At 74.4% G+C, this 13755-nt stretch carries 13 protein-coding genes; 5 read left to right on the forward strand and 8 right to left on the reverse strand.

Translation table 11 applies throughout. The annotated features are described in order from the left end of the window. Nucleotides 1-92: 92 nt before the first annotated feature. Both MY520_RS14240 and MY520_RS14245 read right to left on the reverse strand, forming a co-directional pair. Entirely contained in the window at nucleotides 93-3023 is a 2931-nt protein-coding gene (locus tag MY520_RS14240; protein WP_436692840.1) for a UPF0182 family membrane protein, read from the reverse strand. A gap of 223 nt (nucleotides 3024-3246) precedes the next feature. Then, nucleotides 3247-4269, reverse strand: coding sequence for a YlbL family protein (locus MY520_RS14245; protein ID WP_436692793.1), 1023 nt, complete (start codon nucleotides 4267-4269; stop codon nucleotides 3247-3249). Between the two features lie 146 nt (nucleotides 4270-4415). Here MY520_RS14245 and MY520_RS14250 point away from each other — a divergent pair, with 146 nt between their 5' ends. Next, on the forward strand, nucleotides 4416-5774 hold the full coding sequence (locus MY520_RS14250; RefSeq protein WP_436692795.1) for a zinc-dependent metalloprotease: 1359 nt from the start codon (nucleotides 4416-4418) through the stop codon (nucleotides 5772-5774). A 12-nt stretch (nucleotides 5775-5786) separates the two neighbouring features. Here the strand turns inward: MY520_RS14250 and MY520_RS14255 are convergent, their stop codons facing one another. After that, nucleotides 5787-6443 (reverse strand): M48 metallopeptidase family protein, encoded by a 657-nt coding sequence (locus tag MY520_RS14255; protein ID WP_436692796.1) that lies wholly within the window; start codon nucleotides 6441-6443, stop codon nucleotides 5787-5789. Nucleotides 6444-6818: 375 nt separating this feature from the next. Here MY520_RS14255 and MY520_RS14260 point away from each other — a divergent pair, with 375 nt between their 5' ends. The 3 genes from MY520_RS14260 (at nucleotide 6819) to MY520_RS14270 (ending at nucleotide 9634) form a co-directional block, all read left to right on the forward strand. Beyond that, a complete protein-coding gene (locus MY520_RS14260) occupies nucleotides 6819-6971 on the forward strand; it encodes a DUF5679 domain-containing protein (protein WP_012950213.1) in 153 nt (50 codons plus the stop codon). 131 nt (nucleotides 6972-7102) lie between these two features. Beyond that, nucleotides 7103-8188 carry a ThiF family adenylyltransferase gene (locus tag MY520_RS14265; RefSeq protein WP_436692799.1) on the forward strand — a complete coding sequence of 362 codons (1086 nt, stop codon included), beginning with the start codon at nucleotides 7103-7105 and terminating at the stop codon, nucleotides 8186-8188. A gap of 123 nt (nucleotides 8189-8311) precedes the next feature. After that, nucleotides 8312-9634: an ABC1 kinase family protein gene (locus MY520_RS14270; RefSeq protein ID WP_436692801.1), complete on the forward strand. Its 1323-nt coding sequence runs from the start codon at nucleotides 8312-8314 to the stop codon at nucleotides 9632-9634. A gap of 59 nt (nucleotides 9635-9693) precedes the next feature. Here the strand turns inward: MY520_RS14270 and MY520_RS14275 are convergent, their stop codons facing one another. The 5 genes from MY520_RS14275 to MY520_RS14295 all read right to left on the reverse strand — a co-directional run bounded on the left by MY520_RS14275 (nucleotide 9694) and on the right by MY520_RS14295 (nucleotide 13294). Continuing rightward, nucleotides 9694-9906 carry a hypothetical protein gene (locus MY520_RS14275; RefSeq protein ID WP_436692803.1) on the reverse strand — a complete coding sequence of 71 codons (213 nt, stop codon included), beginning with the start codon at nucleotides 9904-9906 and terminating at the stop codon, nucleotides 9694-9696. A gap of 141 nt (nucleotides 9907-10047) precedes the next feature. Beyond that, the gene (locus MY520_RS14280) at nucleotides 10048-10212 is read right to left on the reverse strand and encodes a hypothetical protein (protein ID WP_436692804.1); all 165 of its coding nucleotides are present in this window, start codon (nucleotides 10210-10212) and stop codon (nucleotides 10048-10050) included. Between the two features lie 88 nt (nucleotides 10213-10300). Then, on the reverse strand, nucleotides 10301-10642 hold the full coding sequence (locus MY520_RS14285) for a WhiB family transcriptional regulator (RefSeq protein WP_436692806.1): 342 nt from the start codon (nucleotides 10640-10642) through the stop codon (nucleotides 10301-10303). Nucleotides 10643-10782: 140 nt separating this feature from the next. Further along, nucleotides 10783-11094, reverse strand: a complete 312-nt coding sequence (locus MY520_RS14290) for a hypothetical protein (protein ID WP_436692807.1) — start codon at nucleotides 11092-11094, stop codon at nucleotides 10783-10785. A gap of 184 nt (nucleotides 11095-11278) precedes the next feature. Beyond that, the gene (locus MY520_RS14295; protein ID WP_436692809.1) at nucleotides 11279-13294 is read right to left on the reverse strand and encodes an ATP-dependent helicase; all 2016 of its coding nucleotides are present in this window, start codon (nucleotides 13292-13294) and stop codon (nucleotides 11279-11281) included. Nucleotides 13295-13437: 143 nt separating this feature from the next. Here MY520_RS14295 and MY520_RS14300 point away from each other — a divergent pair, with 143 nt between their 5' ends. Continuing rightward, nucleotides 13438-13701: a mycoredoxin gene (locus tag MY520_RS14300; RefSeq protein WP_436692811.1), complete on the forward strand. Its 264-nt coding sequence runs from the start codon at nucleotides 13438-13440 to the stop codon at nucleotides 13699-13701. The last annotated feature ends 54 nt before the right edge of the window (nucleotides 13702-13755 follow it).

Here is a 13755-nt window from a genome sequence, read left to right on the forward strand (position 1 = left end):
AGGACCAGCCTACCCCGCCCCGGCCCGGGTGTGCACCCGGCTCCGGGGTGTCCCCCACCACAGGGGGCGGGGTCCCCGCCCCCTGTGGTGGCTCAGCCGCCCGGCTCGGCGGCCGCGGCCCCCTGCGCGGTCTGGTAGGCGTCGACGGCGGCCTGGAGGTCCTCGAGCGCCTGGCCCTGCGCCGCGAAGTCACCCGAGCGCTGCGCGTTCTCGAGCGCCTGCAGCGCCGAGTTGATCGCGTCGACCGCCTGCTGCAGCGCGGACGCGTCCCCGCTGTCGGCCGGAGGCGGGGTGGTCGGGTCGGTGGGCGTGGGTTCCGTCGGCTGCTGCGGGGCCGGCGCGTCCCCGCTGTCGGTCGCCGACTCCCCCGCCCCGGCGCCGAACACCTGGTCCAGCGCCTCGGCCAGGGTGTCCGCGTAGCCGACCCGGTCGCCGTAGTTGACCAGCACCTTCTGCAGCAGCGGGAAGGAGTTCTCCCCCGTGCCCTCCACGTACAGCGGCTCGACGTAGAGCAGTCCGTCCTCGCCGATCGGCAGCGTCAGCAGGTTGCCGAACACCGCCCGCGACTCCTGGCTGTTGAACAGGGTGAGGTCCGGTCGCACCTGGTTGTTCGTGATGAACGACTGCTGGACCTGCTGCGGACCGCGGAAGGGCGTGTTACCCGGCAGGCGCAGCACCTGGATCTCCCCGTAGGTCTCCGGGTCGCTCGACGCGGAGATGAAGGAGGACAGGTTCTCCCGGCGGAACGCGTTCAGGGCGCTGGTGAGCTGGAAGCTCGCCGCCTCGTCGCCGGGCCGCTGCGCCAGGATGTAGTACGGCGGCTGCGCCTCCTGGGTCTCCTGCGTCGGGTCGGCCGGCACCTGCCAGCGGTCGTTCTGGTTGTAGAAGTCGACCGGGTCGCTGACGTGGTAGCGGGTCAGGATGTCCCGCTGCAGCTTGAACAGGTCCTCCGGGTACCGGACGTGGCCGACGAGCTCCTCGCTCATCGCGTCGCGCTCCTCGATGACGCCGGGGAACGCCTTCATGTAGGTCGCGAGGACCGGGTCCTCCTCGTCCCAGGCGTACAGGTGCACGGTGCCGTCATAGGCGTTCACCGTGGCCTTCACCGAGTTGCGGATGTAGTTGAACTGCTCGTTGGGCAGCGCCGTCGTCCCGGTGCCGGTCAGCGCGTCGGACGTCGCCTCGCCCAGCTCCATCGGCTCGGAGTACGGGTAGGAGTCCGACGTCGTGTAGCCGTCGAGCACCCACACGATCTGGCCGTCGATCACTGCCGGGTACGGGTCCCCGTCGACCTCCAGGAACGGCGCGGCCTTCTCCACGCGGTCCCGCGGGTCGCGCACGTAGAGCACCCGGGACGCGTCGTTCACCGCGCTGGAGAGCAGGAAGTTCCGCTCCCGGTAGTAGATCGCGAAGGTCAGCTGCCGGAAGAAGCTGCCGATCGCGACGCCGCCGCCGCCGTCGTAGGTGTTGTTGATCTGCCCCTCGTCGGAGCCGTCCTCGGGCTGGTCGAACTCGCGCGGGGTGGCCCCCTCCGGCGCGCCCACGACGGAGTAGTCGTCGATCAGCTCGCCGTAGTAGATGCGCGTCTGCTCGACGTCGATGGTGCCGACCGTGGGCAGGTCCCGGGTGGTGAAGTTGGGCTCGCCGCCCTCCTGGCCAGCGACCACCTCGTTGGCCGGCGCGGCCACGAACCCGTTGCCGTGGGTGTAGACGGTGTGCCGGTTGATCCAGGTGTCCTGGTTCTCCGACAGGGCGTCGCTGTTGAGCTCGCGGACAGCGACGACGTAGTCCCGGGTCTCCCCGTCGATCGTGTACCGGTCGATGTCGAGCTTCTCGGGGAAGCCGTAGACGTTGCGGATCTGCTGGCGCGCGGTGAACGTGTCGGACAGGACGTTGGGGTCCAGCAGCCGGGCGTTGGGGATCGTCTCGGTGTCGTTGCGCAGGGCGGCGAGCGCCGCGTCGGTGTCGACCTCCTCGCCGGTGCTCTCCTGGGCGTAGTTCACGTACTCGACTTCGGTGAGGTCGTAGGCCGCCCGGGTCGAGGCGGTCGCCCGCTCGATGTAGTCCGACTCCCGCTGGTCGGCGCTGGGCCGGACGACGAACTGCTGCACGATCGCCGGGTAGGCCACGCCGATGACCAGGCTGGAGAGCAGCAGCAGCACCAGCGCGGCGGCCGGCAGCCGGAAGTTGCGGACGGCGACGTTGGCGAAGAACGCGATCGCGCAGACCGCCGCGGCGAAGACCAGGATCGTCTTGGCGGGCAGCAGCGCGTTGACGTCGGTGTAGCTGGCGCCGCTGAACAGCTCGCCCCGGTCGGAGTAGACCAGGCCGTAACGGTCCAGCCAGTAGGCCAGCGACTTGAGCGCCACGAAGAGCCCGAGCAGCACCGACAGCTGGACCATCGCCGCCGACGTGAGCTTCTGACCCGGCGTCTGCAGCCGCAGCCCGCCGAACACGTAGTGGGTCAGCAGCGAGCCGATCAGCGACAGCAGCACGATGGCGAAGCCGAAGCCCAGCAGCAGCCGGTAGAAGGGGTAGTCGAAGACGAAGAAGGAGATGTCCAGGCCGAACTGGGGGTCGGTCTGGCCGAAGTCGGTGGCGTTCCGGAAGGTCAGCCACGTCTCCCAGTTGCCCTGCGCGGTGAACCCGGCGAACAGGCCCAGCACGACGCCGACCGCGGTGAGCACCAGGGTGCGGCGCGGCTCGAGCGACTGGCGGTAGCGCTCAAGGTTCTGCTGTTCCAGCGACATCGGCCGGAACGTGGGCCGGAACCGGTAGGCGAGGTAGATCGCCAGCGCCGTCAGGCCGCCGGTGGCGATCCCGGCGACGGCGAACAGCAGCGCGCGGGTCTGCAGTTCGGTCCAGAAGACCTCGGTGAAGCCGGTCTCGTCGAACCAGAGGTAGTCGACGTAGACGTTGGTCAAGGTCCCGATGGCCGTGAACAGCACCAGCAGCACGGCGATGGCCCCGATGACCACCTTCGCGCGCCGCGAGAGCGTCGGCACGGACACGGGGGGCCGCATGGCCACGAGCGGTCTCCTTCAGTTGCGGTCGTGGCGGGCAGCCACGTTCGTTCCCGGCCGCGGACGGCCGGGAGGACGCGGACGGGCGCTCCCGGCAACCGGTCCGGTCAACCCAGACCAACGCGCGGGACCGCACCGGGTTCCCGGTGTCCGCTCCACCCGACAGCTTCCCCCACGCGGGCCCGGCGGTGCGGCTGCCGGGGCCCACGGCGGGGCCGCGGCGTCAGCAGGACTCCGGCGTCCGCCCCGCCCGGAGGTCCTCGAGCGCCTGGAGGGCGTCGTCCAGCGTGGCCACCCGGGCCACGGGCAGGCCCGGCTGCGGTGCGGCCAGCGCGTCGGCGCAGTTGCCGGCGGGCACGAGGAACAGCTCGGCGCCGATCTCCCGGGCGGCGACCATCTTCAGCTGCACGCCGCCGATCGGGCCGACGTCGCCGGCGGCGTCGATGGTGCCGGTGCCGGCCACGGCCGCGCCGCCGGTGAGGTCGGTGTCCCCGACGAGGTCGAGGATCCCGAGGGCCAGCATCAGGCCGGCCGACGGGCCGCCGACGTCCTCCACCCGGATGTCGACGTCGAACGGCGCCGAGGGCTGCTCGCGGATCAGCACGCCGAGCAGCGAGCCCGCGCGCTGGTCGGCCGCCCGCGTGGTGATCGTGGTGGTCCCCGGCTCCCCGAGCCGGGTGTAGGCGACCGGTACCGAGGACCCGCCGGGGATCGAGGCCAGGACGGCGTCCAGCGTCGCGGCGTCCGGCGTCGCCCGGCCGTCGACGCTCTCGATCGCGTCGCCCTCCTCGAGCCGGCCCTCCGACGGCGAGTCGTCGGCCAGCCCGCGCACGACCACCTTCACCGGGTAGTCCAGCGTCGACAGGGCGGCGGCCTCGGCGGCCTCCTCGGAGGTGAGGAACGCCTGCCGGTTGGCCTCGCGGGTCTCCTCCTCGGTGCGGTCGGAGGGATAGACCGACTCCTCCGGGACGACGCTGACCTCGTCGTCGAACCAGCCCTGCACCGCCTCGACCAGGCTCAGCCCGGCACGGCTGACACCGACCGTGGTGAGCGTCAGCTGCCCGTCGACGTCGTTGCGCTCCCGGCCCTCGACACCGATCACCGGCTCGCCGTCGATCTCGCCCAGCGTGTCGAACGTCGGCCCGGGCACCTGCGCGACGTAGGGCACCGGCACCGCGGCGCCGAGCACGCCGAAGACCACCAGCAGCACCACACCGACGCTGAGGACGGCGATCCGACGTGTCACAACGGGCCAGCTTAGGAGAAGGACCTCCGTGCCCCCCACGGCTCGCGAGCTCGCCGCGGGGCCCTGCACGGAGGCCGCCCGTGCTCTCCAGCGCTCACAGGCTCGCGGTCGGGCTGCCACGAAGATCACGCGTCTACCGTGGAGACATGAGTGACCTGCCGTTCGGCTTCGGATCCCCCGACCGCGATCCCGAGCGTCGCGACGAGACCGGCCCGGGCGCCGGCAACGACCCGTTCGGGTTCGGCGCCCTCTTCGGCGGCGCGGGCGGCACCGGCACGCCGGAGGAGCTGCTGGGAAAGATGCCGCTGTTCGCCGAGCTGCAGAAGCTGATGAACTGGTCCGGCGGCCCGGTCAACTGGGACCTCGCCCGGCAGGGCGCGATCAGCACGCTGGCCGCCGGGTCGCAGCCCACGTCCGCGGCCGAGCGCACCGCCGTCGCCGAGGCGCTGCGCCTGGCCGACCTCTGGCTGGACCAGGTCACCGAGCTCCCCTCCGGCGTGGACCGGACGCTGGCCTGGTCGCGCGTGGAGTGGGTCGAGCAGACCCTCCCCGCCTGGAGCGCGCTGATCGACCCGCTCGCCGAGCGCGTGGTCGCGGCGATGACCAGCGCCCTGCCCGCCGAGGCCGCCGCGATGGCCGGTCCGCTGGGCGGGTTGATGGGCCGCATGGGCGGGCTCATGTTCGGCGCCCAGGTCGGTCAGGCGCTCGGGCGGCTGTCCGGTGAGGTGCTCACCAGCACCGAGATCGGCATCCCGCTCGCACCGAGCGGAACCGGCGTCCTGCTGCCGCAGAACGTCGCCGAGTTCGCCACCGGCCTCGACCGCCCCGCCGACGAGGTCCGGCTGTTCCTCGCGCTGCGGGAGGCGGCCTCGCTGCGGCTGTTCGCCCACGTCCCGTGGCTGCGCCAGCAGCTGCACGACGCCGTGCACGCCTACGCCCGCGGCATCAACGTCGACCGCGAGGCCATCGAGCGCGGCATCAACGAGGCGATGAGCTCGATGGGCGGCATCGACCCGAGCAACCCGGAGAGCATCCAGCAGCTGCTCGGCAGCGGACTGCTCGAACCCGAGGAGACCCCGGAGCAGCAGATGGCGCTGCGCCGGCTGGAGACGCTGCTGGCGCTGGTGGAGGGCTGGGTCGACGCCGTCGTCGCCGCGGCCGCCGGCGACCGGCTGCCCGGGCACGGCGCCCTGGCCGAGACGATGCGCCGCCGCCGGGCCTCCGGCGGCCCGGCCGAGCAGACCTTCGCGACGCTCGTCGGCCTGCAGCTGCGCCCCCGCCGGCTGCGCGACGCCGCCACCGTGTGGGGCGCCATGGCGCAGCGGTACGGCAGCGCCGAGCGGGACCGGCTGTGGTCGCACCCCGACCTGCTGCCGACCTCCGACGACCTCGACGAGGCCCTGGACTTCGTGGCCCGCCAGGGTGCCGACGACGAGCTGCGGGCGCTGACCGAGTCCGACGAGGAGCAGAGGGACGAGGAGCAGGGCGGCGACGACCGGGGGTGACCCGGCCCCGGTTCAGTCGACGAGGTCCTCGCCGGCCGGCGTCGCCTCGCCGGCGTGCCGGCCCAGCTCGACCCCCTCGAGGAAGCCCCGGGCCCGCTCGGCCCGGGGGTAGCGGGCCACCAGGGCCCAGAACCGGGCGTCGTGGCTGGGCTCGATGAGGTGGGCGAGCTCGTGCACCAGCACGTAGTCGACGACGTACTCGGGCATGGCCCGCAGCCGGCTGGACAGCCGGATCGTGCGGTCGGCCGGCGTGCACGAGCCCCAGCGCCGCTGCTGGTTGTCCACCCACCGGACGCTGGCCGGCAGCGGCACGTCGTCGAAGTGCGCCGCCGACAGGGCCCGCGCCCGCTCCATCAGCTCGTCGTCCCCGCCCAGCGACCGGTGCCGCCGCTCCTCGCGGGTCTGCAGCTTGGCCACCATCTGCGCCACCCAGCGGCGCTCCTCGGCCGGGCTGAACGCCGCCGGGATGAGCACGATCGTGCGTCCCGACTCCCGGTACGCGGTGACCGTGCGGCGCCGGCGGGCGCTGCGGCGCACCTCCACGGCGCCATCCGCCGGTGCCGCCGAGGGAGCCCCGTCCGAGGGGACGGGTCGGGCGCCCCGGCGGCCCTGGGTCGGGCGGCGGGCCGGGGCGGGGCTGCGCGAGGCGTCGGGGATCGATCCGGGCACGGAGGCACCGTAGTTGGCGGGCGGCGGCTGTGCGCTGTGCACCTCCACCCGCACGGGTCCATGTCGCACGGACGGTGGACACGGGGGCGCTCGTTGCGGGGATCGACGGGACCGCTCGCCGTCCACAGCCCCGGCGGCGGTATCCGCGCAGGTGGGAACGGCGCGTCGCGGGTCGGTACCGGCCGTTCGTGGCCCGCCCGTCCCCCGCTTCCGCACAGCGACACGCCCAGGCGTCCCCACCCGCTCCACAGGTCTGTCCACAGGCTGTGGGGAACCGCTCCCCCGCCAGCCCGAATGGGCCCGCGACGCACGGGTAGCGTTCCCGGAGACGGCGCCCGGCGCGGACGCCGAGCAGTCCTGAGAGAAGGAGGCACCGTGGCGGAGAGCTACAACGGCTACTGCGTGAAGTGCAAGGAGAAGCGCGACTTCGACGGCGAGGTCAAGGTCAGCGAGTCCGGCCGCCGCATGGCGCAGGGCACCTGCCCCGTGTGCGGCACCAAGATGAACCGGATCCTCGGCAAGGCCTGAGCTCCCTCCGGCCACGGACGGCGGTGCCCGCACGGCGGGCGCCGCCGTCGTCGTCTGCCGGACATGTGGACGCCGCCCGCCGCTGTGGACGGCCACGGGGCACCGGCCCGCGGCGGTGTCACCCTGCCGGGGTGGACGACCAGGCACACCCCCTCCTCCCCCCGACGGTGCCGCTGCTGCGGCTGGCCGGCCCCGGGGGGACCGCCGTCCAGGTGGGCGGCACCGACACCGCCGACGGGGTGCTGATCACCCCGGGCCCCGACGAGCTGACCGCCCTGCTGCGCGGCCTGGACGGCCGGCGCACCCAGCGCGCCGTCGTCGCCGAGGCCGCCCTCGCCGGTCACGAGCCGGCCGCCGTCGCCGCGCTGCTCGACGGGTTGCGGAGCACCGGCCTGCTGGTCGACCTCGATGCCGCCGACCTGCTGGCCTCGGACGCGGGCCCGGCCGCCGCGGCCCGCACCCGCGCCGAGCTGCCCGCCGCCGCCCGGGATCCCGAGTGGGACGCCCGGAAGTCCCCCTGGCGGGCCCGCCGGTCGGCCGCGGTGGTGGTCGAGGGGGCGACGCGCACCGGGGTGCCGCTGGCCGCCGTCCTGGCCGCCAGCGGCGTCGGCCGGGTGAGCGTCCGCGACACCGGTCTGACCGTCGCCGGGGACGCCGTCGTCGGCGGCCTCGACGCCCGCGACGAGGGTCGGCCGCGCGCGCTGGCCGCGGCCGACGCGATCCGCCGGGCCAGTCCGCTGACCGACCTGCGGCCCCTTCCGGCCGGCTCGACCGGCGACCTCGTCGTCCTCACCCGGCCGTGGGCGGCCTCCGACCCGCTCGCGCACGGCCTGCAGCGCCGCGGCGTGCCACACCTGGTCGCCACGGTCCGCGGGGAGACGGGGGTCGTCGGCCCGCTCGTGGTCCCGGGGACGACGAGCTGCCTGCGCTGCGCCGAGCTGCACCGGCGGGACGCCGATCCCCGGTGGCCGGCACTCGCCGCGCAGCTGACCGCGGGCGAGGCGCCCAGCGGCGGGGCCACCGTCACCTGCCTCATGACGGCGGTGACCGCGGCGGTCCAGGTGCTCGCCTACCTCGACGGCACCGCCGCTCCGGTGACCCTCGGGACGACGCTAGAGCTGCGCCCGCCGGACCTCACCTGGTCGATGCGCCGGTGGCCCGACCACCCCGACTGCGGGTGCGCGGCGGGTCCCCCGGGCCCCGTTGGGGGGACATGAGCACGCCGCCCGGCGCTGCACCCGCCCATCGGGGGACAATGGCGGCAGAGTGCGCCCTGCCGGCCCGGCGGGGGCCCGGGCTGCCGTCACCGCGGCCGACGAGCGCCAGCGAGGAGGACGCGCGTGTCCGATACCGGACGCGGGATCCCACGGGGCTCGGTCTCGCGGACCGCACGACTGGCCTCCCTGCCGCTGGGCGCTGCGGGGCGCGCCACGATGGGGATCGGCAAGCGCCTGTCGGGCCGTCCCGCCGACGCGGTGACCGCTGAGTTGCAGCAGCGCACCGCCGAGCAGCTGTTCGCCGTCCTGGGCCAGCTCAAGGGCGGGGCCATGAAGCTGGGCCAGACGCTGTCGGTCTTCGAGGCCGCCGTGCCCGACGAGGTGGCCGCGCCGTACCGCGAGGCCCTGGTCAAGCTGCAGGAGGAGGCGCCGCCGATGCCGGCGCGCACCGTCCACTCGGTGCTCTCCCAGCAGCTCGGCGGGAAGTGGCGGGAGCGGTTCCGGCACTTCGACGACGCCCCGGCGGCGGCGGCCAGCATCGGGCAGGTGCACCGGGCGACCTGGCGGGACGGCCGGGACGTCGCGGTCAAGATCCAGTACCCGGGGGCGGCCACCGCCCTCATGGCCGACCTCAACCAGCTGTCCCGGTTCGCCCGCCTGTTCGCGGCGCTGTTCCCGGGCATGGACGTCAAGCCGCTCATCGCCGAGCTCAAGGCCCGCGTGGTGGAGGAGCTCGACTACGCGCTCGAGGCCGACGCGCAGCGGACCTTCGCCGCCGCCTACGTCGACGACCCGCAGATCGTCGTCCCCCGGGTGGTCGCCAGCGCGCCCAAGGTGATCGTCTCGGAGTGGCTGGAGGGGACGCCGCTGTCGAAGATCATCGCGTCGGGGACCCGGGAGCAGCGCGACCGGGCCGGCTACCTGATGTCGGTGCTGCACTTCTCCGGGCCCCAGCGCGCAGGCCTGCTGCACGCCGACCCGCACCCGGGCAACTTCCGGCTGGTCGGCGACGGCCGGCTGGGCGTCATCGACTTCGGCGCGACCGCCCGGCTGCCCGACGGGCACCCCGAGCCGATCGGCCGGCTGGTGCGCTGGGCCCTGGAGGGCCGGGCGGAGGACGTCCTGGCCGACCTGCGGGCCGAGGGCTTCGTCCGGCCCGGCATCGAGGTGGACGCCCAGGGCGTGCTCAAGTACCTGCGCCCGCTGCTCGAGCCCGTCGAGAGCTCGCACTTCCACTTCACCCGCAGCTGGATGCAGGAGCAGGCCGCCCGGATCGCCGATCCGCGCAGCGAGGCCAGCCGGCTGGGCCGGATGCTCAACCTCCCCCCGGCCTACCTGCTCATCCACCGGGTGACGATCGGGTCGATCGGCGTGCTCTGCCAGCTCGACGCGGCCGGTGACTTCCGGAGCGTCATCGAGGAGTGGCTGCCCGGCTTCTCCGGCTGACTCGGGTCACCGCCTGACTCGGGTCACCGCCTGACGGGGGGTGACCGCCCTGACCGGCCTCAGGGCTCCGGGTCCAGGCGCGCCTCGACGTCCCGCACCGAGCGCCGCAGGCAGTCCGGGCACAGCGCCGTGACGCGGGCGGTGGCCGCCGTCCGCTCCTCCTGCTGAGCCCCCGTGGGCCGCGGTGGGACCGCCAGCGACCAGCCCCTCGCGACGTCGGCCGCGGTGCCCCGTCGCCCGCACGCCGCACAGACGATGCCCTCGTCCTGCACGCGTGCAGCCTCCTCCTGACCGGGGCCGAGGGACAGGAGGAGGCCGGGTCCGGACGCACCGGGAGCGTCCGGACCCGGCCTCGGTGGCGCCGTCCGGAGGCTCGCCCCGAACGGAGCGAGGGGTGAGGACGGGCTCCTCTCTCAGTGGACGGCGGCGCTGGCCCGCGCGGCGCGGCGCGACGCGTACTCCGCGCGACGGGCCCAGCGGCGAGCCGCACGCACCCGGCGGGCGCGGGCGTCGGCGGCGGCCTGGTTGCGCAGCTCGCGCAACCGGTCGACGGCCAGGTCGTACTCGATGGCGTTCACGGCAGGTCCTCGGGTTTCTCGGGTCGAGCCCACGGGGCCGCGGGCCGGGATGTCGTTCGTCGGGTGGATGGGGTCGGGAGGTCCTCCCTCACGCGACGGCCACCTTGCGGGGCCGACCACGCGGGCGCTTGCGTGGGATGACCACGCCCCGCTCGAAGATCTCCCCGCCCCAGACGCCCCACGGCTCGCCGCGGTCCAGGGCGCCGGCCAGGCAGGCGTCACGGACCGGGCACTCGGCGCAGAGGGTCTTGGCCTGCTCCAGCTGGGCCGGGCTCTCCGCGAACCACAGGTCGGGGTCGTTCCGGCACGGCAACGGGCGCCGTACCGGTGCCGGCGCCGCGGGGGCGGCCGGCCGTCGGGGAAGGGAACCGCCGGTCCGGGGGAGCCCGGGTCGGCGGTGGGACGTCGGGCGGTCGATCGTCTGCTGCACTGCCGCTCCTCCTCGTACTCGTCGTCCACGGCCGGCGGGGGCCCGCCGACCGGAGGTCGGGGCCGGGTGCCGCGGACAAAGAGAGAGGCCGCGGTACCCGGGGTTCGGGTTCCGCGGCCTCGAGGAGGACCTGGCGAGCGCTAGCTCAGCGGTCTCCTCGAGGGGTGGATCCCGAGGGTGGTGCCGGTGTTCTGCTGGATGTGCTTCGGGCCGAAGGTGGCGCCGAGGGCATCGGGCGTGCGGGCGTCGTCGCCACGGCCGGTGGGCACGAGGTCGAAGGCGGGCACGATGCCGCAGCCGGAGGTGCCGAGGACGCGCGGGACGGCGGTCATGGGCAGGGTGCGCAGGCGCGCGGTCATCGGACGCTCAGCGGGAACGGCGACCGGACGCACGACGAGGCTCCCCGACCCGGAGACCCCGGCGGGGGCAGCGATCCACGTGGTGCTGATCATCGTGTCCCCTCCTCCCGGGGTCGGATCCCGGCCACTCGGCCGGTCTCAGGTCTGGTGCGGCTCGGGGCGGTGCCCCGAGCGCGAGATGGACAGTAGGGGGACCGCGTGAAGGGGGTCAACGCATTTAATCCCGCCGTGTCGGCGGCACCGCGGTCCCCCGTTGGCCGTCACGTCGGGTGAGAGCTCATGAACCGACGGTCGCCAGAACGTCCTCGCCGTACAACTCCAGCTTCCGCGCGCCGATGCCGGGCAGGGCCGCGAGCTCTCGGAGACTCGCGGGCCTGGCTTCGGCGATGGCCTGCAGCGTCGCGTCGGTGAACACCACGTAGGCGGGCACCGAGGCGGAGGCGGCCGCCTCGCTGCGCCAGGTGCGCAGCCGTTCGAACAGCTCGCCGGCCTCGCCGTCGAGCACGACCTTGGCCTTCTTCTGCTTCCGCACCGGCGCGGCGGAGGGGGTGGACTCGGGGACCAAACCGGTGAGGAAGCGGCTGCGCGGCCGGGCCCGGCGCCCGCCCGGGTTGCGGGCCAGGGACCACGACAGGGTCAGGTGTTCCCGGGCACGGGTGACGGCGACGTAGAGCAGCCGCCGCTCCTCCTCCACCGCCTCGGGCCGGCTCAGCGACTGGGAGATCGGCAGGACGCCGTCCACCAGTCCGACGACGAAGACGGCGTCCCACTCCAGGCCCTTCGCCGCGTGCATCGAGGCCAGCGTGACGCCCTGCACCGTGGGGGCGTGCTGGGCGTCGGCCCGGGCGGCCAGGTGGGCCACGAATCCGGCGAGGTCGATCGTCGGGTCCTCGGCGACCAGGTCGACGGCGAGGTCGACCAGCGCCGCGAGGGACTGCCAGCGGTCGCGGGCGGCCCCGCCGGGCGGCGGGCGGTGCTCGACCCAGCCGGTGGAGGCCAGCACGTCGCGGACGGTGGGCACCAGCGCGCCCGGCTCCGACCCGCCCGCCGCGGCGCCGCGCAGCAGGAGGACCGCCTCGCGCACCTCGGGCCGTTCGAAGAACCGCTCCCCACCGCGCAGCACGTACGGGACGCCGGCGTCGGTCAGCGCGTTCTCGTAGACCTCGGACTGGGCGTTGATCCGGAACAGCACCGCGATCTCGGCGGCCGGCATCCCGGCCTCGATCATGGCCCGGCAGGCCTGGGCGACCGCCGCGGCCTCGGCGGGCTCGTCGGGGTGCTCGAAGAACCGCGGGGCCGGGCCCTCGACGCGCTGGCCGAGCAGCCGCAGGCCGGGCAGCCCCTTGCGCCGGGGCGCCTGGCCGATGAGCTTGTTGGCCAGCGCCACCACCTGGGGTGTGGAGCGGTAGTCGCGCTCGAGCTTGACCACCTCGGCGTCGGGATAACGGTCGGCGAAGCCCAGCAGGTAGTCGGGGTCGGCGCCGGTGAACGAGTAGATGGTCTGGTTGGGGTCGCCGACGACGCAGACGTCGGCCCGCCCGCCGAGCCAGGCGTCGAGCAGCCGCTGCTGGAGCGGGTTGACGTCCTGGTACTCGTCGACGACGAAGGTCCGGTACTGCGCCCGCACCTCGCGGGCGACCTCCCGGTGCTGCTCGATCGCGAAGGCGGTGACCAGCAGCAGGTCCTCGAAGTCCAGGGCGCCGTCGCGCTGCTTGGCCGACTCGTAACTGGCGTACACCTGCGCGACGGCGGCCGGCTCGAACGGCGGCTCGCGGCCGGCGGCCTGCGCGCGGGCCGGGTAGTCCTCCGGCGTGGCCAGCGTGGTCTTGGCCCACTCGATCTCGCTGGCGAGGTCGCGCAGGCTGGTGCGGTCGGTGGACAGCCGGGACCGTGACGCGGCGGTGGCGACCAGCCGCAGCTTGTTCTCGACCAGCCCGGGCATGGGGCCGCCGAGCACGCGGGGGGCGAAGTAGCGCAGCTGCCGCATCGCCGCGGCGTGGAAGGTGCGGGCCTGCACCCCGCCCACGCCCAGCGCGGCCAGGCGGGTCCGCAGCTCCCCCGCGGCCCGGGCGGTGAAGGTCACCGCGAGCACCTGCTCGGGAGAGAAGGCACCTGTGTGCACGCCGTAGGCGATCCGGTGGGTGATGGTGCGGGTCTTGCCGGTGCCCGCACCGGCGAGGATGCACACCGGTCCGGACACCGCCTGCGCGGCGGCGCGCTGCTCGTCGTCCAGCTGCGCGAGCACCGCGTCGGCACCGCGGACGACGCCCGGTGCTCCGGCGCTCTGCGACATCAGGCCCCCCGTCTCCTCGTCGGCCGTCGACCATCCTCCCAGCCGCGGACGACAGGCGGGGGAAGCATCCCCAGGGGCGTTGCGTTGTCCCCAACAGAAGCCGCGGTCCCGCGGCGAGCCCGTACACCTGGAGGACCTGCTCGATGAGCGCTGCCACCGCCGCCGTGACGATGTACACCACCACGTGGTGCGGGTACTGCGTGCGACTCAAGAAGATGATGCAGCGCGAGGGCATCGAGTTCGCCGAGGTCGACATCGAGCGCGATGCGGCCGCGGCGGACCTCGTCATGCAGGCCAACGGAGGCAACCGCACGGTCCCGACGCTGGTCTTCCCCGACGGCAGCGCGCTGACCAACCCGAGCATCGACCAGGTCAAGGCCCAGCTGGTGCAGGCCGCCGGCGCCTGACGGGCGACGACGCACGGCCTGACGGCGAGTGATCCCGGCACCGCTGTGCGCGAC

The sequence above is a fragment of the Geodermatophilus sp. CPCC 205506 genome, assembly GCF_051383635.1.
Lineage (GTDB): Bacteria > Actinomycetota > Actinomycetes > Mycobacteriales > Geodermatophilaceae > Geodermatophilus.

Coding starts and splice junctions, on each gene's coding strand:
- MY520_RS14240 (WP_436692840.1), bottom strand. CDS start 3,023: ATGCGGCCCCCCGTGTCCGTGCCGACGCTCTCGCGGCGCGCGAAGGTG.
- MY520_RS14250 (WP_436692795.1), top strand. CDS start 4,416: ATGAGTGACCTGCCGTTCGGCTTCGGATCCCCCGACCGCGATCCCGAG.
- MY520_RS14290 (WP_436692807.1), bottom strand. CDS start 11,094: ATGATCAGCACCACGTGGATCGCTGCCCCCGCCGGGGTCTCCGGGTCG.
- MY520_RS14295 (WP_436692809.1), bottom strand. CDS start 13,294: ATGTCGCAGAGCGCCGGAGCACCGGGCGTCGTCCGCGGTGCCGACGCG.
- MY520_RS14300 (WP_436692811.1), top strand. CDS start 13,438: ATGAGCGCTGCCACCGCCGCCGTGACGATGTACACCACCACGTGGTGC.